The organism is Peribacillus sp. R9-11, from assembly GCF_031345095.1.
Taxonomy (GTDB): domain Bacteria; phylum Bacillota; class Bacilli; order Bacillales; family DSM-1321; genus Peribacillus; species Peribacillus butanolivorans.
Genome location: NZ_CP133763.1, coordinates 1,046,783 through 1,072,620 on the forward strand (window position 1 = coordinate 1,046,783; position 25,838 = coordinate 1,072,620).

Genomic DNA, 25,838 nt, shown 5'->3' on the forward strand with positions numbered 1-25,838 from the left:
AGTTTTTACTTACTTATTTTTCAGTAAATGGAGGTTAAATAATGGTTCGCCTATATACAGAGAATTTAAATATTGGCTATGGTGAACGTTTAATTGTAAAAGATCTCAGTGTGGAAATTCCAGATAAAAAAATTACAACAATTATCGGATCCAATGGTTGTGGGAAATCTACACTGTTGAAAGCAATCACTCGCATTATTCCCAATCAATCTGGGTCAGTCGTTTTAGATGGAGTAAATATCTCAAAAGAAAGCACAAAGATACTCGCTAGAAAGATGGCGATTCTTCCGCAAACACCAGAAAGTGCAAGTGGATTAACAGTCGGTGAACTCGTATCTTATGGTCGCTTTCCTTATCAAAAAGGCTTCGGACGCTTGACAAAAAAAGATTATGAAGTGATCGACTGGGCACTTGAAGTAACAGGAACAAAAGACTTTAAGTTCCGGCCTGTAGATGCACTATCAGGAGGTCAACGCCAGCGCGTTTGGATTGCAATGGCCCTTGCACAAGAAACAGAAATCATCTTCCTTGATGAGCCGACCACCTATTTGGACATGGCACATCAACTAGAGGTTTTAGAACTCTTACAGAAGCTGAATGTAGAACAGGAACGTACGATTGTCATGGTCCTACATGATTTAAATCAAGCTGCTCGTTTTGCTGACTATATTATTGCCTTAAAAGAAGGAGAAATAGTGAAAGCGGGAGATTGTGAAGAAGTCATCACTCATGAAGTACTTAAGGAAGTATTCCATATTGATGCGGTAATCGGAAGAGATCAACGAACAAACAAACCAATGTGTAGTACATACAATTTATTAAAAGGAGAACTGACAACAAATGAAAAAGATAATGATCCCATTTATTCTGCTGTTAGTGTTAATTATTAGTGCTTGCGGTAACGAGTCAACCGAAAAGGATGAGAGCTCGAATTCGAAAAAGGAAAAATCGGGTACCATCACGTACCAATCTGAAAATGGGCCTGTCGAAGTGCCTGCGAATCCTAAGCGTGTTGTAGTACTATCTTCTTTCGCAGGTAATGTCATGGCTTTGGATGTTAACCTTGTAGGAGCTGATTCCTGGTCTAAAATGAACCCGAATTTTAAAAAATTAAAAGATGTCGAGGAAGTAACTGACGAAAACTTGGAAAAAATCATCGAGTTAAATCCGGATTTAATCATTGGTTTATCAACGATTAAAAATGTCGATAAACTAAAAGAAATTGCTCCAACCGTAACGTATACATACGGAAAAGTGGACTATTTAACACAACATGTAGAAATTGGTAAACTCTTGAATAAAGAAAAAGAAGCTCAAGCATGGGTGGATGATTTCAAAAAACGGGCAAAATCCACTGGTGATGACATTAAAGCTAAAATTGGTGAAGATGCTACCGTTTCCGTATTAGAAAAGTTTGACAAACAATTCTATGTATACGGCGATAATTGGGGCCGTGGAACGGAAATCCTTTATCAAGAAATGAAATTGGGCATGCCTGAAAAGGTAAAAGAAGTGGCATTGAAAGATGGTTACTTTGCCTTATCATTAGAAGTCCTGAAAGACTATGCCGGTGATTATGTCATTTTGAGCAATAACAAAGATCAGGACAATTCATTCCAACAAACAGATACGTTTAAAAACATACCTGCCGTTAAAAACAATCAACTATTTGAAGCTGATGCAAAAAAATTCTACTTCAATGATCCAATAACATTAGATTACCAATTAGACTTCTTTTCAAAAAGTTTTCTTGGAAAATGATACAGCGAGGGAGAGGGAGTCTGATTCCTCTCCTTTTATTCTATAAAAAAGAGATGAGAGAGACAGATGACTAATGAAAATCAACGTTTCATCCCATTTATATATAAACTGATCATAGCGATCGTTGCCTTTATCGGCATGTTCATCATATCTATGGTGTTTGGTGCAGCCGATGCTACCATCAAGGATGTATGGCAAGCACTGACGTCCAATGCTACAGGTGATAAGATTTCCATCATTCGGGAAATCCGGTTCCCTCGTGAAGTTGGTGCCATCTTTGTAGGTTCAGCACTTGCAGTTTCTGGTGCCATCATGCAGGGAATGACGAGGAATCCTCTTGCTGATCCTGGGTTGCTTGGATTGACGGCAGGTGCCAATGCAGCTCTTGCCATTACCCTAGCCTTCATTCCTTCGGCTAATAACTTAGGCATTATGATCGCGTGTTTTATTGGTTCTGCTGTCGGGGCAATTATGGTCTTCGGTATCGGTGCAATGAAAAAGGGAGGATTTTCTCCATTAAGGATTGTTTTAGCAGGTGCTGCAGTTTCTGCATTCCTATTTGCCGTTTCACAAGGGGTCGGTATTTATTTCAAAGTATCAAAAGATGTATCGATGTGGACGGCAGGGGGAAATATCGGAACATCATGGAGTCAACTTCAAGTAATCGTTCCGTTTATTTTAATAGGTATCTTGATCTCCTTTATCTTTTCTAGACAGCTCACTATACTTAGCTTAAGCGAAGAAGTAGCTGTTGGATTAGGTCAAAAGACAACACAAATAAAAGCGATTCTCTTCGTTGTCATCATTCTCCTTGCTGGGGCTTCCGTAGCGCTTGTAGGGAATATGGTGTTCATCGGTTTAATGGTTCCCCATATGGTTCGAGCCATTGTTGGTACGGATTATCGTTTCATCCTACCTATGTCCGCAATTTTAGGAGCCACTTTCATGCTTCTTGCCGATACAATTGGCCGTACAATTAATTCTCCATATGAAACACCTGTGGTAGCGGTTGTTGCGATGATAGGTTTACCTTTCTTCCTCCTAATCGTTCGAAAAGGAGGTAAAGCATTTTCATGATCCAGTCAGCTTTAATCAAAAAACAGCGATGGATACTAGGTGCATTATTCGCACTTATTATCATTACAATCATTATTGGGACCAGTTTGGGGTACTCTAATTTATCTTATGACCGACTGATTCCAACGCTTTTCGGGCAAGGGACGTTTAAAGAGGAATTCATTTTATTTTCCGTCCGATTACCACGAATCATCATTACTCTTTTAGCAGGAATGGCCCTTGCACTATCTGGTGCGATTTTACAAGGAATAACACGTAATGACTTAGCTGATCCAGGGATTATCGGTATTAACTCTGGAGCTGGTGTTGCGATTGCGGTTTTCTTTTTGTTTTTCCCAATAGACACAGGTTCATTTGTTTATATGATTCCACTTGTCGCTTTTATCGGCGCGTTACTGACAGCGTGCTTAATATATGTACTCTCTTATAAAAGAAGGGGCGGTCTTGAACCTGTACGGTTAGTGTTAATTGGTGTGGGGTTTTCAATGGCACTTTCCGGTATGATGATTGTACTCATTTCATCAGCCGAAAGATCAAAAGTTGATTTTATCTCGAAATGGTTAGCGGGGAATATTTGGGGTACGGATTGGCCTTTCATATGGGCAATACTTCCGTGGCTGGTTATACTCATTCCATTTACTTTATATAAAGCAAACCGATTGAATCTTCTTGGGCTAAGCGAACCTGTTGCAATCGGTGTGGGTGTATCGATTGAAAAGGAACGGATTGTCTTACTTATAACAGCTGTTGCCCTAGCCGCTGCTGCCGTTTCAGTTACAGGTGGAATTGCATTTATTGGACTTATGGCCCCACATATAGCAAAATCTTTAGTGGGACCTCGAAATCAATTATTTATTCCGGTTGCCATATTAATTGGTGGATGGCTACTATTGCTTGCCGATACAATCGGTCGTAATATAGTTGAACCCGAGGGTATTCCAGCGGGTATTATGGTCGCTTTAATTGGTGGACCTTATTTTATGTATTTGTTATTAAAAAAATAAGAATATGTGTACAGACTCATGATTGTTGAAAGAATCCCTTGAAATATTTATTTCAGGGGTTTTTTTGCTTTGTGGAATTTAACAAATTTCCGTAGCAATCTTGTTTTTATTTATGATTATCTATATCTAATAATCTCCTCTGAATTCAAGCGCTTCGCTTCGAAAAAGAATACTTGAATAAACTTTTTTGTATTTACTCGGGTAGGAGTAAGAACTATTGTTGAATCATTTTGCAATTCTTTCATTTTTTGGCGAACGACAGTGAAATCAAAAAATTTAGAAGCATAATTTTCAAACTTTGGATTTGAAAAATCCGTTAAACCTAGCGAAGAAAAATGAATTAACGAATGATTAATTGCCCTGCGTATTCGCTGTTCGGTAGCTTTTATTTCCCGATTAATATCAGCCTGTACAGCTGATGGTCCGAGCTTTTTTTTTGTAATTTCTACAAAAATATCTTTAAGAGTTGGGAAATGCTGTTCAAAAGTATAAGTACGTTCATACATGAATAAATATTGAAGCATTTCAATGAAATCTTTAGATCCATTTTCTCCCACAATCCCTAATTCCGATAAAAGAAATTCGCCCACTTCTATTATACTTTTTTCATTTAAAATATTTGATTTATCCACTTTTGGCTGTTCAAAATGCAATACACTATTTAATGAGGTTTGGATATTAGTGATCGATCTCTCTAAATAAATACGTTCCATTACTTTTCGAATAACTGTTAATATTTCAATACGGTTAATTGGTTTAGTAATATAATAATCGATTCCGAGAGAGTATGCCTCACCAATAAGTTCTTTTGATTCAACTTGCGAAATCATTATGATTTTCCCATTAAATGTATCTTTTATATGACGAAGTGTCTCAATGCCATCGCGGATAGGCATTAATAAATCAATAAATAATATATCAATTTGTTTTAAATTCAAAATGTGTCCTTCTAATAGACTGCCATCTTCCGCTTCCTCCACCACTTCTCCTAAATCTTCGTTCTCTATAATTTGGCTTAGGATTGAACGTATAGCGCAATCATCATCTGTTATAAAAAAACGCATGAAATCACCCTTTCTGAATCAACTTATGAATTGGTAACTTTATTGAAAAAACGACGCCGTTAGGCTTATTCTCAAACAGGATATCTCCCCCAAGTTCTTTCACCACTTCTTTTACATATGAGAGTCCAATCCCTGTTGAAGGTGTCCCCAAATGATCATATTTCGAAGTGAATCCAGGTTTAAAAATCACCTTCTGATATTTTTGAGGGATTCCAGTTCCATTATCAGCAACTTTTAATTCTACATTGTCGGAAAGTTCACACAAACTTAATCTAACGATTCCCTTATCAATAATTGCTTCCACTGCATTAGCTACTAAATTATTGATTAGAGATAATACGGTATATACATGATAATGTGAATCGTTGTTTCGATCTAATGAGTATTCAAATTGAATATCTTTTTCTAGTGATAAGGCATATTTTTCATTAATTCGGATAATTAATTGGAAAAGTTCAGCAGCATCCATATAATCTTTAAAACTCTCATTAGAAATCAATTTAGAGAGACCGGCAAAAATTCGTTGATTATCTTTTTTAACTTCATGCATTTCGCCTGCGATGCGTAATGCTTTTTGACTTAATTGCTGTGTGAGAACATGAGGCTGTTTTTCCCGCTTTTCCCGTTCATTTAAATCACGATACAAATCATACGATTCCTTTGTAATATTCTCTGCATTTTTTAATGTTTTTTTTAAATGAATCGTTTCCTCATATAAATTGGAAATGAGCATCAGCATGTGTTCATTTTGTTTTCTGATTTGCCTTTCTCTTGATTGTGCTTCATAAAGTTTCATCATATTAAAAAAGCTTAAAACGATAAAACTGTGACCGAATGCGATTATAATCATCTCATTTAATGCACCTATCGTAATTGTTGTATCTAATACAAAATATTGAAAGATTAATTCTACAGAGTCGGACAATATTTCGATAATGAGACCAATAAATCCAATAATCAATGATCGGTTTTGAAAGCGGTTGATTTTCGCTAAATAAAAAAGAAAGGAATAGGTAAAATAAAAGAAAAAACTAGGATAATGTTCTTGAAAAGTGGACGTCCAGTGAAAATTATCCTGCATGAAAAAGTCTATTAGAATACGAAATACAACAACCATTGTTCCTGTCAAGATGCCCGATAAAATGGCAGGTGTTTTCTGTAATAATAGTAAAAAGAAGAAAAGTACCGGCGGACCAAAACTTATTCGAAACGTTTCATTTAAAGGATAAAAACTCAATTCACCTGCTAATGGCACTGTTAACGACATCAGAACAAGGATATAGACCTCTTTTTTCATTAATGTACCGAGGTTCAAGTCGATCACCTCCCAATTTGTTAGAAAATTAGTATACAGTTTCATCGGTTTCAATACAACGCTTACTTTGGTTCTTAAAAACGAATCTAAAACGGATTTGTACCAAGTATGGCAAAAACAATCTGGTTTATCTATTCACAAAAATTGGTACTGGAACCTGTGAGACAATCATGCTTTTTTTTTTTGAAGATTTTATTTTTTTGATTTTGTAGGTTTTCGTATGATTATGTAGTTCCCTCTTTAAAATTAAAAATAGGTTCCCTCTAGAGAAATTTTGAAAGCGCTTAACAATATTTATAAGCTTAATTATGTTTTCAACGAATCTATTGTAAGTAGGCTTAATGGGATTCGGTAAAAACGCTTATAAAGAAAAAATAATGATACAACAACTAAAGAGGTGGGGAAATATGGTTGAAAAATTAGCGGAAGAGTATAACATTCACGCAAGTAGTCAAAAGAAAGCCTGCTTAGATGAATGGGTAGCACATTACAGATCCTATGCTACTAAAGGACAAACCGCCAATTATATACCTGCATTGAGAAATACACACTTATCGCAATTAGGTATTTGCATACTAGAGCCAGGTGGAACAATGATAACGTCAGGGGATTGGGAAGTCCCTTTCACGTTGCAAAGTATATCAAAAGTACTCAGCTTTATAGCCGCATGCTTGGGTCGTGGTATTTCTTATGTGTTAGATCGGGTCGATGTGGAACCAACTGGGGATGCTTTTAATTCAATCATTCGTTTGGAAATGCATAAGCCAGGAAAACCGTTTAATCCTATGATAAATGCTGGAGCAATTACTATAGCTTCGCTTCTCCCAGGCGAGTCTTCACAAAAAAAATTAGAATTTCTCTATGAATTAATCGAAAGTTTGTTAGGGAAACGCCCGACAATCAATAAGGAAGTGTTTCAATCTGAGTGGCTAACTTCTCATCGAAATAGAGCTCTAGCTCACTATTTAAAAGAGACGAATTATTTAGAATCGGATGTAGAGGAAGCTTTAGAGGTTTACCTGAAGCAATGTTCCATAGTAGTAACAACAGAAGACATAGCCCTGATTGGACTAATTCTCGCACAAGATGGGTACCATCCTATTCGTCAAGAACAAGTCCTTCCTAAAGAAGTAGCTAAACTAGCCAAAGCGTTAATGCTAACTTGTGGAATGTACAATGCTTCGGGGAAATTTGCGGCTTTTGTTGGGGTGCCAGCTAAAAGTGGAGTATCTGGCGGGATTATGGCACTAGTTCCTCCAAGTGCTAGAAGAGAAATGCCTTTTCAAGATGGATGTGGTATTGGTATATATGGACCAGCTATTGATGAATATGGGAATAGCGTAACAGGTGGGATGTTATTGAAACAAATGGCACAAGAATGGGATCTAAGTATTTTCTAAAAAGCCTAATGGTTAAAGGGGTTCTGGTGCTAATAATAAAAGGGCGATAAAGGGGACATCCTTAAGATTTCCCTATCAATCTACTAAACAACCAGAAGTGATGTACCCAACAATTACTTTAAGATGTAAATTGACGTATCAAATGTTTTTTTGGTCAAACTTATTAATTATTATGCTTGCTTCTTTCGGTTTGTACTTCTTATTAAATCGAAAATTATACAATTTCGATTGTTAAAAGAAATGGTTCGTGTTTTTAAGAAAGATAAAACTAGTTCCAAAAATGAGGTTTCACCGTTTTCAACCGTTTTGTATTAATATGGCTTCTAGTGTGGGGTCAGGTAACATTACAGGAATCCCCATTGTGATTATTTATTGAACGTACACTAGCACTAATCATTAATCCAGTTACTTTAAAAAGTTAATATAAAGGAATGAATTTTGGAAAGCATGGTGATAAACATATGAATAATTTGCAGAGAAAGATGGGAACATTTTCGTTAACGATGGTAGGACTCGGGTCAATTATTGGCTCAGGTTGGTTATTCGGAGCATGGAGAGCGGCACAAATCGCTGGACCAGCTGCCATTATCTCTTGGATTATTGGGATGGTTGTTATTTTATTTATCGCACTTTCTTACAGTGAATTAGGGGCTATGTTTCCTGAAGCTGGGGGAATGGTAAAATATACGCAGTACTCTCATGGTTCGTTTATAGGGTTTCTTGCAGCTTGGGCAAACTGGATTGCAATCGTTTCTGTAATTCCTGTTGAAGCGATTGCTTCTGTTCAATATATGAGCTCATGGCCTTGGAAATGGGCGGAGTGGACACATGGTTTAGTAGTAAATGGAAGTCTTACTGGGGGAGGCTTAGCAATTGCCTCTGTATTACTAATCGTCTACTTTTTATTAAATTACTGGACCGTTAGTTTGTTTTCAAAAGCTAACTCATTTATTACTATCTTTAAAGTTATTATACCAGGACTTACGATTGGGGCACTTTTATTTGCTGGTTTTCATGGATCCAATTTTACGTCTGCAGGCAGTATAGCACCTAATGGTTGGGCAAGTGTACTTACTGCTGTAGCAACTTCTGGTATTATCTTCGCATTTAACGGTTTTCAAAGTCCCATTAATATGGCTGGTGAGGCAAAGAATCCTGGACGTTCGATCCCAATTGCAGTAATCGGTTCAATTTTAATTGCAACAGTTATCTACGTTTTATTACAGATTGCGTTTATTGGAGCCGTTGATCCGTCTATGATTGTGAACGGGTGGCAACATTTGAATTTCAATTCACCGTTTGCTGACTTAGCAATTGTTTTAGGCCTAAACTGGTTAGTTATTTTACTATACGCCGATGCTTTTATTTCTCCTTCTGGGACAGGGATAACATATACGGCGACAACGTCACGAATGCTTTATGGAATGGAAAAGAATAAATATTTACCAAGCGTGTTTGGGAAATTACATCCTCTCTATGGCATTCCGCGTCAAGCTATGTTTTTAAATCTAGGTGTATCTTTCTTATTTTTATTCATGTTTAGAGGCTGGGGAGTACTAGCAGAGGTTATTTCGGTTGCGACTTTAGTCTCTTATATTACAGGTCCAGTAACTGTTATGACATTAAGACGCACAGGTATGAACTTGTACAGACCATTACGTCTAAAAGGATTAAGTATTATTGCACCACTTGGCTTTGTTTTTGCTTCTTTAGTTCTATATTGGGCAAGATGGCCACTGACAGGACAAGTATTATTTATCATTATGATGGGCCTTCCCGTTTATTTCTATTATCAAGCAAAAATAAAATGGAAGGGGTTCCGTCAAAACTTTTCAGCAGGGCTGTGGATGGTTGTTTACTTACTATGTATGATGACGATTTCATTCTTAGGAAGTGAAAAGTTTGGTGGACTAAACGTAATTCCATTTGGTTGGGATATGGTTTTAATTACATGTATATCACTTGTGTTTTATAGTTGGGCAATAAAGAGTGGATTCCAAACAGAATATTTGGAACAAGGACAGAAAGTAAACGATGACTTGAGATCAATAGAGGAGAACAACATGGCATCTCAATCGGAAAAAAAGAACGCTGTATAAAATATGAAAAACACTTCCTTGGTTGGCATACTCCAATATGTATGGAATCAATGGAGGTGTTTTTTTATATTTTATAAAAAAAAAAGATAAAAACGGCTTGCGAGGTGATCCATCTTATTATTTGGAAAAAGGCTTAAAGAAGCGGTGGATGGGTGGATTATTTGCGGTCTCGTGTTTAACGCTGTACAGTAAATACAATTATTCTTGCCAGAGCCAATTCGTTAATGATACCAAATGTATAAAAATGGCTAATTGAAATTAACGAAGCAAGCTAAAAAATTAAATCGCTTTTTCAATTTTGTTTTTTTGGCCAAATAGTATGTGTAGTCACTGCCATTCTCATATATATAGTAGAACTTCGAAAGTACTTTTATTTGCTTATATTGATGAGGGGGCGCAAAAAAGGGGACGGCAAATTTAATTTGCTGTCCCCTTTTTTGGGAATTATAAGAAAGGATTTATTATTCCTTTTATTTCACACCTGGTTTATCGTCATACCCAGCAGTGAAGATAGCGGCTAAAAATGCAATAGCAACTGCAATGATAATAACTGTGCCCATGTTGTGACCTCCCTTTACCCATATTGTCCCACTTAAGTATAGGCTTAGTATACCCTAATTTTTAGCAGGAGTGCACGCAATTTTTCTTGTCGGGTGATTTGTCATTAATTGTTCAAGTTTAAAGCCTTTCTTAAACAGAGAAAGTCTAGAGGTATCCAAGACAATTGCACAACCTCTTTTTAAAGTCTGACATGTTTGTCAGACTTGGCGCATAGATTTAAGTATTCTCTGAAAGTGACAGGGGGAGGTTCCTGAAATGGATATTTTAAAGAAAATCGAAAAATTTAGAGAAGATGAACAGAAGCTGAAGTGGGAAGGTACCTTCGCAGAGTACTTAGACATCTTGAAAGAAACACCATTGGTTGCACAATCTGCTCATTCACGTGTATACAACATGATTAAAGATGCAGGGATAGAGGAAGTAAATGGATCAAAGAAATACAATTTTTTCAGCGGCCAGCTGTTTGGTCTAGAGGATTCACTGGAAAGACTTATCGAGGAATATTTTCATCCGGCGGCTAAGCGACTTGATGTACGTAAACGGATCTTGCTCTTGATGGGTCCAGTCTCAGGTGGTAAGTCTACGCTAGTTTCTTTACTGAAGCGGGGACTTGAAAATTATTCGTTAAAAGATACTGGAGCAATTTATGCAATAAAGGGATGCCCGATGCATGAAGATCCACTGCATCTCATCCCGCAGTACTTACGGCAAGATTTTTATGAGGAATATGGCATTCGAATTGAAGGTAACCTATCGCCGCTGAATGTTATGAGGTTAGAACAGGAGTACGGAAGCAGAATTGAAGATGTGATGGTCGAGCGTATTTTCCTTTCAGAGGATAAGCGTGTTGGTATTGGAACATTCAGTCCATCTGATCCTAAGTCACAGGATATTGCTGATTTGACAGGCAGTATCGATTTTTCAACAATTGCCGAATATGGGTCCGAATCGGATCCTCGTGCCTACCGTTTTGATGGTGAGCTGAACAAAGCCAACCGTGGGATGATGGAGTTCCAGGAGATGCTGAAATGTGATGAGAAGTTTTTATGGCATTTGCTTTCATTGACTCAGGAAGGGAATTTTAAAGCAGGACGGTTTGCATTGATCAGTGCCGATGAACTTATCGTGGCTCATACGAATGAAACGGAGTATAAAGCTTTTATTTCCAACAAGAAAAATGAAGCACTACATTCCCGAATCATTGTCATGCCGATTCCATATAATCTGAAGGTGACCGAGGAAGAAAAGATTTATGAAAAAATGATTCATGAAAGTGATGTTTCTGATGTTCATATTGCACCGCATACATTAAGGGTTGCGGCAATTTTCAGTATCATGACGCGTCTAAAGGACCCGAAAAAAGGTGATATCGATTTAGTGAAAAAGATGAGGTTATATGATGGAGAAAATGTGGAAGGCTTTAATTCTGCAGACATCAATGAATTGAAAAAAGAATATCAGGATGAAGGCATGAGTGGAATTGATCCGCGTTATGTGATTAACCGAATTTCGTCAACGATTATTAGAAAGGAAAATCCATCGATTAACGCACTGGATGTACTGATGTCGTTAAAAGCCGGTCTTGACCAGCATCCGTCGATTACGAATGAACTTCGAGAGCGGTATTTAAATTTCATTTCACTGGCACGTAAAGAATACGACTCCATTGCCAAAAATGAAGTGCAAAAGGCATTTGTGTATTCATATGAAGAGTCGGCGAAAATCCTGATGGATAATTACCTGGATAATGTCGAAGCATACTGCAATAAATCAAGGCTGCGTGATCCATTGACGGGGGAAGAAATTAACCCGGATGAAAAATTGATGCGGTCGATTGAAGAGCAAATCGGAATTTCTGAAAATGCAAAGAAAGCATTCCGCGAAGAAATTCTAATCCGTATTTCTGCCTATGCACGTAAAGGGAAGCGATTCGATTACAATTCACACGACCGTTTACGTGAAGCCATCCAGAAGAAGCTGTTTGCCGACCTGAAGGATGTTGTCAAAATCACTACTTCAACTAAGACACCAGACGAAAGACAGCTGAAGAAAGTGAACGAAGTCATCACGAGACTTGTTGATGAGCATGGTTATAATACCACTTCTGCCAATGATTTGCTGCGCTATGTGGGAAGCTTGTTAAATCGGTAAATCATAAATTTTGCCCCTACCTCTAAAAGGGTGGGGGTTTTAATTATAAAAAATGAAAATTTATGTCATTCATACTAGCTAATGTTATCTTTTAGCTGAAGTGGAATGAGACAACTTCATGAAGGAAAACCACGTCTTATAACAGTGATTTAGGAGTTTTTTTTGTAAATGCAATCATCTGAAACAGATTGATGGAGGGATTACATATAGGTGTAATCACTGAGTTGAATAAATTAGCTGAGAAAATCAATGATAACCCAGAGCATATTCAAAACGAAAAAAATCGTGTGTATCAATTCAATATTGATGAAATTGGTCCCGTTCAACTGTTGATCAAAGATGGACAAGTTGAAGTGGTCAAAGGTACATCACATGATCCAGAAGTGACATTGAAATTATCAGAGGGAAATTTATCAAAGTTATTAAAGGATGAATTAAATACTGCTATTGCCTTCATGACAGGTGGCTTAAAGGTAGATGGAAACATCAGCCTTGCTCTGAAACTGCAGGAATTTGTAAAATGTTATAATTAAAAAATACCGAACTCTTCCAGCAGTAGAAGAGTTCGGTATTTTTATGATCAGAATTTATTTCTTACGGTAGCTAGGAAGTAACGACTGCAAAGTAAGAAGCCAGTATAAGTTGTATAAGTGTAGCAACGCCTTAGTCATCGCCCTTACAGGATCGCCAATCAATTAGTTTTCTTTATTTGGTGACATTCAACCCATACTGTTCAATAAGTGTCACAAGTTGTCCGGGTGAAAGTTTGTCTTCACTATAATCAATTTTGATTTCCCCGTCATCAACATCGATGATCGCACGCTCTACCCCGTCTGTAGACAATAGAATGGACTCTAGATTTATTATTGGTCCTTCAGATGTTGCTTCCTTTACATAGAGTGTGGTTGTTTGCATACTCCTTTCACCTCCAAGAGATTTGTTCATATGTCTTATCTATACCCTATCTTTCCGATACCTATGTAACGTTTTGGATTTGGAAATATTGGGTATCAATAAGTAGAGGTGATGGAAAATGAGTAAAGAAGAATTGAAACGAGATCATGTTCCTGAAAATAGCTCTATGGCTAAGGATTATGAGGAGATGAAAGAACTTGGCAAACAGATGGAAAATCAAAGGACGAATGAAGAATTGAAAGAGTGGGATAAACGCCCAGGTACAGTCCAACATGAAATAGAGGAAGAAAAAGATTGAAAAAGTCCTCAACTAGAATAAATCTATCTGTGTAAAAAGGGTGTCCAGAAAGTTACTGGGGCACCCTTTTGTTGTTTAGTGAAAAACAGAAATTTTTAAGTTTGACCCTTGAAAAAACCGTACAAGATCTCCTATATTATGCAATGCTTGTCTAATTTTATAGGCAATCGTCCATTATCGAATTTTTTTGTAAATTATCCTTTATCGCTGCATAAGATAGAGTAATACTTTTCTTTTAGTCCGTTGTTTCCGGACTGTATTTTATTTATGTGAAAAACCGGAATGATGTGGGCTTTCTCACACTAACTTATTATATGAAGGAATGATGAAAAGCGTGCAAACATTTATAAGGGGGGAAGAGAATGGCGGAAGAGAATAATCAACAATATGTGATTTCACAGGAAAATTGGTCCCTCCATCGAAAAGGCTATGATGATCAACAACGCCATCAGGAAAAGGTGCAGGAAGCAATTAAGAATAATCTACCTGATTTAATTTCAGAAGAAAGCATTGTAATGTCTAATGGACGGGATGTTATTAAGATCCCTATTCGCTCCTTGGATGAATATAAAATTCGTTATAACTATGATAAAAACAAACATGTAGGTCAAGGCGATGGCGATAGTAAAGTAGGGGATGTGGTCGCAAGAGATGGCTCACCATCCGATGCCGGAGGAGGCAAAGGGCAGGGTGCAGGTGACAAGGCAGGCGAGGATTATTATGAAGCCGAAGTGTCAATGATGGAACTAGAAGAAGCACTGTTCAGCCAGTTAGAACTGCCTAATCTTCAGAAAAAAGAACAAGCGGAGCATACGCTTGAGCATATTGAATTCAACGATATTCGCAAGACAGGCTTAATGGGGAATATTGATAAAAAGAAAACCATGATATCCGCTTTCAAACGAAATGCCTTAAGCGGCGACCCAGGTTTTCATCCAATTTATAAGGAAGATTTTAAATTCAAAACGTGGAATGAAATACAAAAACCGGACTCCAAAGCAGTCGTATTGGCAATGATGGATACTTCCGGAAGTATGGGTCTATGGGAAAAGTACATGGCCCGAAGCTTCTTCTTTTGGATGAACCGATTCTTGCGGACAAAATATGAAACAGTTGAAATCGAGTTTATTGCCCACCATACAGAAGCGAAAGTGGTACCGGAAGAAGATTTCTTTTCGAAAGGGGAAAGCGGCGGTACAATTTGTTCTTCCGTATATCGAAAAGCATTAGAACTTATTGATCATAAATATGACCCTGTGAAGTTTAACATTTATCCATTTCATTTTTCCGATGGTGACAATCTCACGTCTGATAACGTTCGATGCGTAAAGCTTGTGGAAGAACTCATGAAGGTTTCCAATATGTTTGGCTATGGGGAAGTCAATCAATACAATCGCCATTCGACATTGATGACAGCTTATAAGAATATCGACAATGAAAAATTCCGGTATTATATTCTTAAGCAAAAAGCTGACGTTTTCCACGCGATGAAGAGCTTTTTTAAAGACGAAGAAAGTAAGAAGTATGCATAAAAAAGGAAACCTGTTGATCTAAATAGTTTAATTCAATTATATATAGCGATATTTAAATCAATATAATAGTAGGTAAAAGACGTGCGGTTCACATAGTACGTCTTTTTTTAAATTTTTGTTTTTTATACAGGTGAGGGAGATAAGATACAGCTAATCTAAAGAGGGAGAGTTTGCATAAACTAAGAGGAAATAGAAAGGGATAGGGGAGAATATCCTCGATTTCATGTATGGTTTTTAATAGTATGGAAGTCAGATTCAAATGAGCTGACCTACTAATTTGAAAAAGTAAGAAGTTTGGCTGGTCATTGCAACATCACAGCGATATGAAATTACTTACGATTCATAAAGTGGAATTGCATATAAAAGTAGCCGTTGCTCAACAGGAGCAACGGCTACTTTTACATCTACTATACTTATATCATTCGTTTCGTTACTTCAACGACACGTTGTCCTAACGCTTTCCCAAGTTCTTTATCATGATCAGTTATAAGCACATCACTTTCAACTGGACATGAAATCCCTACACCATAATACGATCCACCATAAAGCGTATTTTCAGGAATATTCCCCGGTAAACCAACAATAATCATCCCTTGGTGAAGCATAGGTGTAATAAGTTTTAATAAGGTTGCCTCTAGACGCTTAAAAAAGCACGATATTTGTGCACAGAAACATTTATTAAAGCGATTAATGAGTTGTTACATATTCGTTTTTTCCTGCACGCATTCCAACTATGAAAATTAGAGCTGATACTACGATTAACATTAATAAGGGAATCGTCCAACTGTGTGTAATGTCATGTAGCCCTCCAAATAATACTGGTCCAACAGCAGCTAAAAGATAACCAAATGATTGAGCCATTCCGGATAGTTCCGTCGCCTCATGGGTACTTTGTGTACGAAGACTAAAGAACATCATGGATAAACTAAATATAGTTCCGACTCCAACCCCAATCAAAATCATGCATACTGGGATAAGCAGCGTGCTTCCGTACAAAATACCGAATATCCCTACAATAAGAAAAATAACAGGAGGGACTACTAACAAACGCTGACTTTGTATGCGTCCAGCTAAAATTGGCACAATGAATGTTATAGGAATGACGGCAAGCTGCATGATGGATAGCATCCAGCCAGCTTCATCAGCATTTAGTCCTTTTTGCTCCAGAATTTCTGGCATCCAGGTAATTACTGTATAAAAGATAAACGATTGCAGTCCCATGAATAAAGTGATCTGCCATGCTAAACCCGAACGCCATAAGTTAATGTTTTTTACCTTTTGAGCCGTTTGTTCATCCTTATCGGACTTGAATGGCTTTTTTAATTGTGGCATCCAAAAGAAAACGGTAATAAGAGATAAGATTCCCCAACATCCAAGTGCACCAGCCCATCCTAACCCTGATAAAGAGGAAATGGGAATACTGATACCGGATCCTATTGCACCACATAAATTCATGGAAACTGCATAAACCCCTGTCATCAAACCGATATTCCGTGCAAAGTTATGTTTAATAAGACTGGGTAACAATACATTGCCAATAGCGATGGCTAACCCAATTAAAATGGTTCCTAAAAACAATGTCGTCACTCCGCCAATAGATCGTATCCCAATCCCAATCGTTAATAAGATTAAGGAAATGAATAGGGTAAGCTCCATTCCAAAACGTCGAGCTAACTTAGGTGCAAATGGAGATAAGAGTGCAAAAGCAAGTAAAGGCAATGTTGTTAATGAACCTGATAGTGTATTGGATATTCCCAAATTATCCCGAATCGAAGTTACCAGAGGTCCTACAGAAGTTAAAGGAGCTCTTAGGTTGGCCCCAATCAGAATGATCCCGATAATAAGTAGTCCAATTCTAGGTTTAAGATCTATTTTTGTTTGTTCTAGTTGATTTGCCGCTTGATGAATACCCATAATTTGTCCTCCGTACTTAGACTAAAGATTTTTTGAATTGTGTAATGTATTCATTCACTGTTTCAATTGCCCGATTTACATCTTGTTCGATGATGGCATCTACAAGGTTACAATGAATGTTCAAATGAAAGTTCGCACCTGAACTCATCTCAGCTATCTGATGGATGGAAGCATGCAAAGAATCTTCCATATGTTCGTACAAATCAATCAATAAATCATTATGTGATGAACCCATAATTGATTTATGTAACTGAATATCAGCTTCTTCGTAAGCCTTACTATCCTTTGCTTCAGCAGCCTTACGACATGCTTCTATATGAATTCTCATCTGTTCTATATCTTCTTGGTCACGTCTTAGTGCAGCTAATTGTGCTCCTTCTCTTTCAAGTGCATGACGAACCTCTAACGTCTCTAATAAACTTGACTGCTGGATCCTTCTTTGAAATGCAACTCCCAGGGCACTTGATGACTTGACGAACGTTCCCTTTCCTTGTTTTGTTACTAAAAGACCTGCATAAACAAGTGATCGTACAGCTTCTCTTAATGTATTTCTACTCACATCGAACTGTTTTATCAAATCCATTTCAGGAGGAATCTGATTTCCAATCTTCCATTCGCCAGATTCGATTAACGATTCAATTTGGGAAACAACTTGTTCTACAAGTGATAAACGATTTGTTTTAGATATGGTCAATATATACACCTCAAATTTGTAGGATGATTGGTTCATTGGTTATTTTAACATATGTATGTTGAAATATAAACAAGAATAATGTTAAAGTACGGGTATTCAAAACTTCCTTCCCCATCCAATTTTCCACCTTGGCTGTATAATGGACTCAATTTCCTATAAGAAAAAACATTTCCTATTTAATGTTCATAACTTATACGAGACATGGGGTGTTTTTTCTCTTGTCCCCCATTACTGGGCTAAATTTCGTATGCCGGTAAATGAAAAGGCTCGAATAATACAGTCTGGATTATTGCAAAAGAACTTTCTCAATTGTACAGAAAGTCTTTAATATTGGAGAAAAAAGCCCTGAAATCAAAAATTTCAGGGCTTCATTTCTTATAAGGTACTTTATGTTAAAACAAATAAGGAATTATAAAAAAGTCTGGGAATTAAATTCCCAGACTTAATTGTAATTCAAAAGAAGTATGTCTATTTCTTAGCTGATTTTTTTTGTTTGACTAAAAAAGAGAGCAGGATAAATACTGCTACAGTTACAAGACATACAGTGGTACCAATTATATTTTGTTTATTAAAGATAAAAGCAATAAAAATAAAGCTTAAAGCTATGATCGCAAATATAGTTGTATATGGGTACCATTTTACCCGGAAACCTGGTTCGTCAGTGTATTGTTTACGGAGCTTCAATTGGGCAGAACATATACTGATCCATAATAATAAAACTGTAAAGCCAGGGATAGCCATTAGATAGCTTAATATCAGATCGGGAGTCAAATAGGATAAAAACACACCAAATAATATACATAATGTAGTTAAAAATATTCCATTAAGTGGGATACCTTTTTTGGTTGTTTTTATAAATACCTTAGGGGCTTCTCTGTTCTGAGAAAGAGTAAACAATGTTCTTGATGTAGCGTATATACCTGAATTTGCAGCTGATAAGACAGCAGTTAAAAGAACGAAATTCATAATATCAGCAGCTCCTGGAAGTCCTGTTAAGCTGAAAACCTGAACGAAAGGACTCTCTTCAGTACTTACTTGGTTCCAAGGTATTACTCCGCAAATAATAAGAATTGGCAAGACGTAAAAAAGGATTACCCGCCATACTGTTCCTTTAATGATTTTTGGTATAACTCGCTGACTGTCTTTGGTTTCTGTGACAGCCACACCAATTAATTCAGCACCCCCATATGAAAACATTACAACTAAAAGTGCACTTAACATGCCTCCAATTCCTTGGGGGAAAAAGCCACCATGTTCCGTATAATTAGAAAATGAAGCGGAACTAGGGAAAATTCCTATCAGAATCAAAGCTCCTAAAATAATAAAAGCAATTAAAGTTATTATTTTAATACCTGCAAACCAAAACTCGAGTTCTCCATAGTATTTTACTTGAAACAAATTTATTCCTATTACTACTGACGCACATAGTATACTTAGTAGCCATAATGGTACAGAAGGAAACCAGTATTGTAAAAAGCTTCCGGCTGCCACTATTTCTACAATGATCACGATAATCCAGTTAAACCAATAGAGCCATCCTACAATAAAGGATAATTGAAACCCAAAAGCTTTATTTATAAGATGTTGTACGTTCAAATTGGGAAAAACGGTTGCCATTTCTCCTAAAGCTGCCATTACAATAAATAACAATAGGCCCCCTATTAAATAGGCTATCACAACACTTGGACCAGCCATATTTAATGTATCTGAGCTCCCCTTAAAGATCCCTGTTCCTATCATTCCTGCTAACGCAATAAACTGGACATGTCTTGGCAATAAGCCCCTTTGTAAATCATGATGAGTCTTTTCCATGTTATTCATGCCTTTCTTTCGTTATTTTAATAAAATATTATTTTAATAAAAATCAATTAACTCTTCTATGATTAAACGCTTTTGCGCGCTAAAGTAACTATATTAATATATCATAATTCAGAATAATGTCAATTTATGTAGTGATCAGAAAAACTATATCTTTAACAGCAGAGAATGAATTGTGGATATTATTTAAACATATTTTGATACTTATTCTTATTAAAATGTCATTTGTTAAAGTTAATTTATTTTTGTATTAGAATACTCACTTTTAAGGAGGTTATTTTTTAGGAAATAAATGTTGTGAGGAACTACTGAAAATACTTATATCTAGATTCCCGTTCATATAAGTTCATCTTTGTAAACAAAGAACCCAAATCCAAATATGAGGAATTCGGGTTCATTGCTCTTTATAATTTCGATAATGGAATTCTTCTTATCTCCTTTGATTGCCCCTAGCTATCAGGCTCATATAGATGAAGGACTCAAAATTGTTCCCTACTTGCTGCATCTACCTTTGTTTATAGGAGTCCCCATTCTATTATTGATTACAGCATATATAAAGCAAAAAATAAAACCAACAGTTTCATGAAGAGGGAGGCTGTTGGTTTTTTTTTTGGCTGTGAAGATACTCAAAAATAGAAAGAAAAAAATGAATGAAAAGAGGAGAAAGTAATCTTCTCCACGAGCGACTGTAAAATATTGTTTAATGTTATAGAGAGATTGGAACATATTCAAACCCTGTAAGTTGTCAATGACCATAATAAGTAAATACGTACCTAAAAAAATTAATAAAACTGGAAGCATTTTGGCCATGCTATCACCTTCAATCTTTTCTTAAAGTGCGGTTAATCATCTGAAAATATACACTATATAAGTGAGACTTTAAAATATATATAAAGCTGATACAAAATAATTTTCATCCTATTCAATATTCAGTGAAGATCATGAAATAACCAATTATAAGACCAAAAAAAGTTAAATTGTATTATTGCTGTCATTTTCCTGACTAGTGCATAAGATGAACTAACCCATTTAAGTTCTTCTATAAAAACAAATAAGGAGATGTTTCTATATGTCAGGTTGTGAGTCAAGTTGTGACGGCGGATTTGGATTTGGTGGAGGTTTCGCCTTTATAGTTGTTTTGTTTATATTGTTAATAATTGTTGGAGCTAGCTTTTGTGGTGGTGGATACGGTGGTGGATACGACGGTGGATATGCCCCGGTTCAAGGATATGGCGGCTACTGCTAAAAAAATAAAAAAAGCCGACCTTAATAGGGTCGGTTTCTTCTATAATTATTAAAAAGAACTGTGAGGCTATTCTATTCACTCTCACATAACGTGGAGAAAGAAAGTGGATGTAGGTAATCGGTGTCCTGCACCTGTTCACTATCCTGTAGAAATTCTAAATAACCGGCAAATACCTGTGAAGCCATCCCTAGATAGTGCATTTCGGTGTGGATGGTACCCATCTTGTGTGAATGAAGCATATACATTTTCATCCCTCCTTTTGTAATTCAGATGTCCACCAAAATAGGTCCGGCTCTTAAAAACGAAAGTTTTGTTCATGTAATCCATTTTATATTCATTTAAATTTCAGAAGCTCCAGGGTGGAACCCTTCTTCATTTCTTTCTTCTACTATCATGCGCAATCCACGCTTTGGTCTGAGTGTAAGTGTTGTAATTGGTTTTACTTCATGATGGTCCGGTGCTAGCCTAATTCTATATCGTTGAGCAATACACGCTAGGACAAGCACAGCTTCCATCAATGAAAAATAATTACCAATACAAACTCTTGGTCCCCCGCTAAACGGAAAGTAAGCATACGTAGGTAAAGTTTTCAAATAGTTGTTTTCAAATCTCTCAGGAATAAAAGAATCTGGATTATCAAAATACTCCGGCTTGTGCTGCACCACATATGGACTTAGCAAAAACATATCGCCTTTTTTAAAATGATACCCCCCTATTTTCACATCCTCCTCCACTTCCCGTGAAATGATATAGACTGGCGGGTATATGCGAAGTGATTCCCTGATAATATTTTGTGTGTATGTTAATTTCATGAAATCGTCAGGCGTAGGAGTACGGTTGCCTATTACTCTATCTATTTCATTGAAAAGTTTAGTTTCCACTTCTGGATTCTGTGAAAGAAAGTATATGGCCCAGGAAAGCGTATTTGCCGTCGTTTCGTGACCGGCAATGAAGATGGTCATTAGTTCATCGCGTACTTGCTGGTTTGACATACCTAAGCCGTCCTCATCATCTCGAGCCTCCATTAAAATTCCAAGCATATCTTCATGTCTTTCTGCATCTTCCCTACGTTTTTCGATAATGCTATAAATCACTTTATCAAGTCTTTGTATCGCATTTTTATATTCACGGTTGCTTTTAGTTGGAACCCATAAGGGTAATTGAAGAAGTGTTCTCATCCTTTTGACGGAAATTTTCAAGGCTGCTTCCATCGGTTCTCCGACCACATCATACCCATCTTTGAAATCCATGCTGAACATGGTCCTGCTTATTATCCCAAGGGCGATATTCATCATATCTTTCGTAATAATCCGTTCTTTCTCATTTTCCCAAGTTGAAATATAGTCCATTGTTATATCAATCATATCCTGGGCATAATTGCTAATATGGGACTTTTTGAAAGAGGGTTGAATAAGCCTTCTCTGGCGCATGTGAACGTCTTTTTCGCTAGTAAGAAGTCCATCACCAACGAGTGGTTTTATAGCATTGCTGTCCTTTGATTTGACGAAGGATTTTTGTTTCGTTACAAGTATCTGCTTTATTAAATCCGGATTTGAAATGAGGTAAACATTTTGGAAAGGTCCAAAACGAAATTTTGCAACGTCTCCATATTCTTTTGATAAACGGGTAAGAAAGCCAAGTACATCTTTTTGAAACTCCTTTGTATGGCCAGAAATTAGTTTTCCATTTGGGACCATTGGAGTATCATATAAAACTTCATCATTTTCACTCAATGTTGTTTCTCTCCTTTCGGTAATAATAATTTCTTGTAATCATTCTATGAGAATAAGCTATATTGGTTTGGACAAGTTGTTAAAAGAAAGAGCACATAATTTTTAATTAGTTAATCATAATGAATATACGAGTCCTAAAGGGTGAGGGGAGATTACTAGATTTCCATTCGTACTCAACTAAAAATAAAGTTTTCTCTATAAGTTGAGTATAAAAAAATTACAAATCGTGAGAGCGTATTTTGAGATGATAAGAAACCACAAAGAGGAGAGAAGTACAAATGGTAGTTCCTAATTTACTGGTAATAAACAGGTGAGGAATTAAAGGTGTCTAGTGTAAAAAAACTCTGGGTGAGAGGAATCCAGAGTTTTTTTTGGGGGATAATCAGAAAGGAATTTCCTTTTGTTAATAAATAAGAGATGTATTCAGCTTCGTTCTTCCCTATCTCTATTTTGGTGCTGATCATTTTTTTCCATTGTAGGACCACCATATTGTTCGTTAATTTCTTTAACCACTTGATCTAAAAATTCATCAGATATTATTGGGTTATCATTTTTTTTGGGCATGTAATTCTCTTCTATCCTTTCTTGGTACCATGCGTCTTAATCACTAATGAAGTATTCGTTAACAACATAACCTCTCTAAGAAAAAATTATTCTTTTTGTTTGCAAATTTTTCATTTACTTTTCCGAATCACGGGAGTATGATATCAACAGTTTCATATTTCTAAATCGCTGAAACCTTATGGTACGGGGGAACCGTTATTAGGATTGTTTTACAATCCAAGGGGTGAATCCTTTCTAGGTAGGGCTACTCAAAGGTCCGAATCCGACAGCTAACCTCGTAAGCGTTATATGAGAAGGAAGGTGGAGCTTGTGAGACAAAAAAATGATGTCTGCAGGTCTATTTAACTATGACTTGTGGGCATTTTTCTATTTTATTCTTGTTTTTTTCGTAAAGTTTTTTTCATATAACTGGGCAAAATAAACTTAATTTGAAAAATGGCGGTGATTTCTAGTGTTATCTTCTATAAAGAGGTTCTTAATAGGTCGGCCTCTAAAATCTACTGCATTAGGTGACCAAAAGCTTAACAAAACAAAAGCTTTGGCCATATTATCTTCTGATGCTTTGTCTTCCGTTGCATATGGCCCGGAACAAATTTTAATTGTTTTAATTACAGTGGGTGCCGCAGCATTTTGGTATTCCATTCCTATCGCCATTGGTGTATTGATTCTGTTAATGGCTTTAATCTTGTCCTATAGACAAATTATCTTTGCTTATCCTCATGGCGGGGGAGCATACGTGGTTTCAAAAAATAATTTGGGTGTAAATCCTGGGCTGATAGCTGGAGGATCTTTGTTAGTCGACTATATCCTAACTGTGGCTGTAAGTGTTTCTGCGGGTACAGATGCCATCACATCTGCTTTTCCCAGCCTACATTCATATAATGTCGTTATTGCTATAATTTTTGTAATTCTTCTTACCATCCTTAACCTAAGAGGGGTAACAGAGTCGGCTTCCGTATTAGCCTATCCAGTGTATCTTTTCGTTTTAGCGTTATTCATTCTGATTGGTGTAGGTGTATACAAAATTTTGACTGGTGAAGTTTCCCCTGACTTACATGCATCAATCGGAACACCAGTAGCAGGGATCAGTTTATTTATACTTCTAAGAGCTTTTGCATCAGGTAGCTCTGCATTAACAGGAGTTGAAGCGATTTCCAATGCGATTCCAAACTTTAAAAATCCAGCGCCTAATAATGCTGCAAAAACATTAATAGCAATGGGTTCCTTACTTGCTGTGTTATTTACGGGTATTGTATTCTTAGCCTATTATTTAAGCATTGTTCCTAGCGCAGAGGTAACTGTTGTTTCACAAATTGCTGAAGAGATATTTGGACGCAACTTTATGTATTTCTTTATCCAAGGAACGACAGCATTAATATTAATTCTTGCTGCCAACACTGGCTATTCTGCTTTCCCTTTGCTTGCGGTAAATCTTGCAAAGGATAAATTCATACCAAGGGCGTTTACAATTAGAGGAGACCGATTAGGATATTCCAATGGAATTATCATACTAGGACTTGCATCAATCATCTTAATAATCGCATTTGGAGGACATACAGAAAATCTTATTCCACTTTATGCGGTAGGGGTATTTATTCCATTTACGTTGTCTCAGTCCGGGATGATTGTTAAATGGATTCGCGAAAAGCCAAAAGGATGGATGATGAAATTAACCATTAATTCAATTGGTGCCATTATTAGCTTTATCGTCACGATGATATTCTTTTTAACCAAATTTACTCAGGTTTGGCCTGTTTTGATTTTTTTACCTATCATCATTGTTATTTTTCATCGAATTAGAAAGCATTATGAAGCAGTTGGTGACCAACTTAGGATTACAACTTGTGAGCCTATATTACCAATAGAAGGGAATATTATTATTGTACCTGTGGCTGGTATAACGCATGTGGTTGAGAACTCCTTAAATTATGCTAAATCTCTTTCAGCACATCAGGTTATTGCCGTTTATGTTGCTTTTGAAAGAGAAGATGAAAAAAAATTCGAAGAAAAATGGAAGAAGTGGCAACCAGATGTTAGACTCGTCACACTGAACTCTTATTACAGAAGTATCATTCAGCCATTAACTAAATTTGTAGATACAGTTGAACATAAAGCGAGGGAATCTAACTATAAGGTTACTGTAATCATTCCACAATTTATTCCGAAGAAAGGCTGGCACAATATTCTTCATAACCAATCTAGTTTACTGATCCGTGCCTACTTACTTTATAGAAGAAATGTAGTTATTACGACAGTACCTTATCATTTGAAGAAATAAAAATATATAACAAGTGATTCCACAGACAGCCTTACTTTGCTGTATTCTCTACCGAAAGAGCAAACCTTAACAGGGTTTGTCTACAGTTTTTTTGAGGGGTTGTAAAAATTCGAACGTTGATTGGAACGTAGGGCACTAAGCTTTCCGCGGGCGGTCAGGGAGCCTCCTCGGCGCCTTTGCGCCTGTGGGGTCTCCCTTGGACACGCTTTTCCCGCAGGAGTCTTGCACCTTCCGCTCCAATGAACTTTGTTTTAACAATTAGAAATAAACACTTTTGCCTACAGTCAGTCTTAGAGCAAACCTTAACTGGGTTTGCTCTTTCTTCAATTTACGCTCTATATTGAGAAAAGAGGGTTGCCGCTGGCAATCCTTTTTATGTTGGACAATATTTCTGAAGCTGAATTTGTCTATCCT

At 36.7% G+C, this 25,838-nt stretch carries 20 protein-coding genes, 4 pseudogenes and 1 riboswitch; of the genes and pseudogenes, 14 read left to right on the top strand and 10 right to left on the bottom strand.

Annotation, left to right across the window (positions count from 1 at the left end; translation table 11 throughout):
- Positions 1–41 precede the first annotated feature (41 nt).
- The 4 genes from RE409_RS04985 to RE409_RS05000 all read left to right on the top strand — a co-directional run bounded on the left by RE409_RS04985 (position 42) and on the right by RE409_RS05000 (position 3,842).
- A complete protein-coding gene (locus tag RE409_RS04985; RefSeq protein WP_309558646.1) occupies positions 42–890 on the top strand; it encodes an ABC transporter ATP-binding protein in 849 nt (282 codons plus the stop codon).
- On the top strand, positions 841–1,761 hold the full coding sequence (locus RE409_RS04990) for an iron-hydroxamate ABC transporter substrate-binding protein (protein ID WP_201182368.1): 921 nt from the start codon (positions 841–843) through the stop codon (positions 1,759–1,761). Before RE409_RS04985 ends, RE409_RS04990 begins: the two co-directional genes overlap by 50 nt.
- Positions 1,762–1,827: 66 nt before the next feature.
- Positions 1,828–2,838 (top strand): FecCD family ABC transporter permease, encoded by a 1,011-nt coding sequence (locus tag RE409_RS04995; RefSeq protein WP_309558647.1) that lies wholly within the window; start codon positions 1,828–1,830, stop codon positions 2,836–2,838.
- Positions 2,835–3,842, top strand: coding sequence for a FecCD family ABC transporter permease (locus RE409_RS05000; RefSeq protein WP_201182364.1), 1,008 nt, complete (start codon positions 2,835–2,837; stop codon positions 3,840–3,842). Before RE409_RS04995 ends, RE409_RS05000 begins: the two co-directional genes overlap by 4 nt.
- A gap of 116 nt (positions 3,843–3,958) precedes the next feature.
- On the opposite strand, the gene RE409_RS05005 is transcribed toward RE409_RS05000, so the two are convergent.
- Entirely contained in the window at positions 3,959–4,906 is a 948-nt protein-coding gene (locus tag RE409_RS05005; RefSeq protein WP_201182362.1) for a response regulator, read from the bottom strand.
- Between the two features lie 4 nt (positions 4,907–4,910).
- Positions 4,911–6,230 carry a sensor histidine kinase gene (locus RE409_RS05010; RefSeq protein ID WP_309559243.1) on the bottom strand — a complete coding sequence of 440 codons (1,320 nt, stop codon included), beginning with the start codon at positions 6,228–6,230 and terminating at the stop codon, positions 4,911–4,913.
- A 398-nt stretch (positions 6,231–6,628) separates the two neighbouring features.
- Between RE409_RS05010 and RE409_RS05015 the strand changes: the two genes are divergently transcribed.
- The 6 genes and pseudogenes from RE409_RS05015 to RE409_RS05040 all read left to right on the top strand — a co-directional run bounded on the left by RE409_RS05015 (position 6,629) and on the right by RE409_RS05040 (position 12,965).
- Positions 6,629–7,621, top strand: a complete 993-nt coding sequence (locus tag RE409_RS05015; RefSeq protein ID WP_309558648.1) for a glutaminase — start codon at positions 6,629–6,631, stop codon at positions 7,619–7,621.
- Between the two features lie 142 nt (positions 7,622–7,763).
- A pseudogene (locus RE409_RS05020) lies at positions 7,764–7,988 on the top strand (alanine:cation symporter family protein); the annotation flags it as partial.
- Between the two features lie 94 nt (positions 7,989–8,082).
- Positions 8,083–9,720: a glutamate/serine transporter AimA gene (locus RE409_RS05025; protein WP_201182359.1), complete on the top strand. Its 1,638-nt coding sequence runs from the start codon at positions 8,083–8,085 to the stop codon at positions 9,718–9,720.
- A 76-nt stretch (positions 9,721–9,796) separates the two neighbouring features.
- Positions 9,797–9,893: pseudogene (locus tag RE409_RS30620) on the top strand (alanine:cation symporter family protein); the annotation flags it as partial.
- Between the two features lie 643 nt (positions 9,894–10,536).
- On the top strand, positions 10,537–12,432 hold the full coding sequence (locus RE409_RS05035) for a PrkA family serine protein kinase (protein ID WP_201182355.1): 1,896 nt from the start codon (positions 10,537–10,539) through the stop codon (positions 12,430–12,432).
- 191 nt (positions 12,433–12,623) lie between these two features.
- On the top strand, positions 12,624–12,965 hold the full coding sequence (locus tag RE409_RS05040; RefSeq protein WP_207198777.1) for an SCP2 sterol-binding domain-containing protein: 342 nt from the start codon (positions 12,624–12,626) through the stop codon (positions 12,963–12,965).
- Positions 12,966–13,137: 172 nt separating this feature from the next.
- On the opposite strand, the gene RE409_RS05045 is transcribed toward RE409_RS05040, so the two are convergent.
- Positions 13,138–13,347: a heavy-metal-associated domain-containing protein gene (locus tag RE409_RS05045; RefSeq protein WP_053344681.1), complete on the bottom strand. Its 210-nt coding sequence runs from the start codon at positions 13,345–13,347 to the stop codon at positions 13,138–13,140.
- A 118-nt stretch (positions 13,348–13,465) separates the two neighbouring features.
- On the opposite strand from RE409_RS05045, the gene RE409_RS05050 reads away from it, so the two are divergent.
- On the top strand, positions 13,466–13,645 hold the full coding sequence (locus RE409_RS05050) for a hypothetical protein (protein ID WP_056530917.1): 180 nt from the start codon (positions 13,466–13,468) through the stop codon (positions 13,643–13,645).
- Positions 13,646–14,007: 362 nt separating this feature from the next.
- Positions 14,008–15,177 (top strand): sporulation protein YhbH, encoded by a 1,170-nt coding sequence (gene yhbH / locus RE409_RS05055; protein ID WP_309558650.1) that lies wholly within the window; start codon positions 14,008–14,010, stop codon positions 15,175–15,177.
- A gap of 413 nt (positions 15,178–15,590) precedes the next feature.
- Here the strand turns inward: yhbH and RE409_RS05060 are convergent.
- The 4 genes and pseudogenes from RE409_RS05060 to RE409_RS05075 all read right to left on the bottom strand — a co-directional run.
- Positions 15,591–15,815 (bottom strand): annotated as a pseudogene (locus RE409_RS05060) (flavodoxin family protein); the annotation flags it as partial.
- A 49-nt stretch (positions 15,816–15,864) separates the two neighbouring features.
- Positions 15,865–17,091, bottom strand: coding sequence for a CynX/NimT family MFS transporter (locus tag RE409_RS05065; protein ID WP_201221935.1), 1,227 nt, complete (start codon positions 17,089–17,091; stop codon positions 15,865–15,867).
- A 16-nt stretch (positions 17,092–17,107) separates the two neighbouring features.
- On the bottom strand, positions 17,108–17,785 hold the full coding sequence (locus tag RE409_RS05070; RefSeq protein WP_201182349.1) for a FadR/GntR family transcriptional regulator: 678 nt from the start codon (positions 17,783–17,785) through the stop codon (positions 17,108–17,110).
- Between the two features lie 468 nt (positions 17,786–18,253).
- On the bottom strand, positions 18,254–19,597 hold the full coding sequence (locus RE409_RS05075) for an amino acid permease (RefSeq protein WP_201250905.1): 1,344 nt from the start codon (positions 19,595–19,597) through the stop codon (positions 18,254–18,256).
- A gap of 1,075 nt (positions 19,598–20,672) precedes the next feature.
- Here RE409_RS05075 and RE409_RS30625 point away from each other — a divergent pair.
- A pseudogene (locus RE409_RS30625) lies at positions 20,673–20,786 on the top strand (YjcZ family sporulation protein); the annotation flags it as partial.
- Positions 20,787–20,920: 134 nt separating this feature from the next.
- On the opposite strand, the gene RE409_RS05085 reads toward RE409_RS30625, so the two are convergent.
- The 3 genes from RE409_RS05085 to RE409_RS05095 form a co-directional block, all read right to left on the bottom strand.
- Positions 20,921–21,088: a hypothetical protein gene (locus tag RE409_RS05085; RefSeq protein ID WP_309558651.1), complete on the bottom strand. Its 168-nt coding sequence runs from the start codon at positions 21,086–21,088 to the stop codon at positions 20,921–20,923.
- 99 nt (positions 21,089–21,187) lie between these two features.
- Positions 21,188–22,582, bottom strand: coding sequence for a cytochrome P450 (locus RE409_RS05090; RefSeq protein ID WP_309558652.1), 1,395 nt, complete (start codon positions 22,580–22,582; stop codon positions 21,188–21,190).
- 423 nt (positions 22,583–23,005) lie between these two features.
- Positions 23,006–23,146, bottom strand: coding sequence for a hypothetical protein (locus RE409_RS05095; protein WP_201182345.1), 141 nt, complete (start codon positions 23,144–23,146; stop codon positions 23,006–23,008).
- Positions 23,147–23,302: 156 nt separating this feature from the next.
- Positions 23,303–23,446, top strand: a riboswitch (cyclic di-AMP (ydaO/yuaA leader).
- Between the two features lie 151 nt (positions 23,447–23,597).
- Here RE409_RS05095 and RE409_RS05100 point away from each other — a divergent pair.
- Positions 23,598–25,424: an APC family permease gene (locus RE409_RS05100; RefSeq protein WP_201182343.1), complete on the top strand. Its 1,827-nt coding sequence runs from the start codon at positions 23,598–23,600 to the stop codon at positions 25,422–25,424.
- Positions 25,425–25,838: the final 414 nt, after the last annotated feature.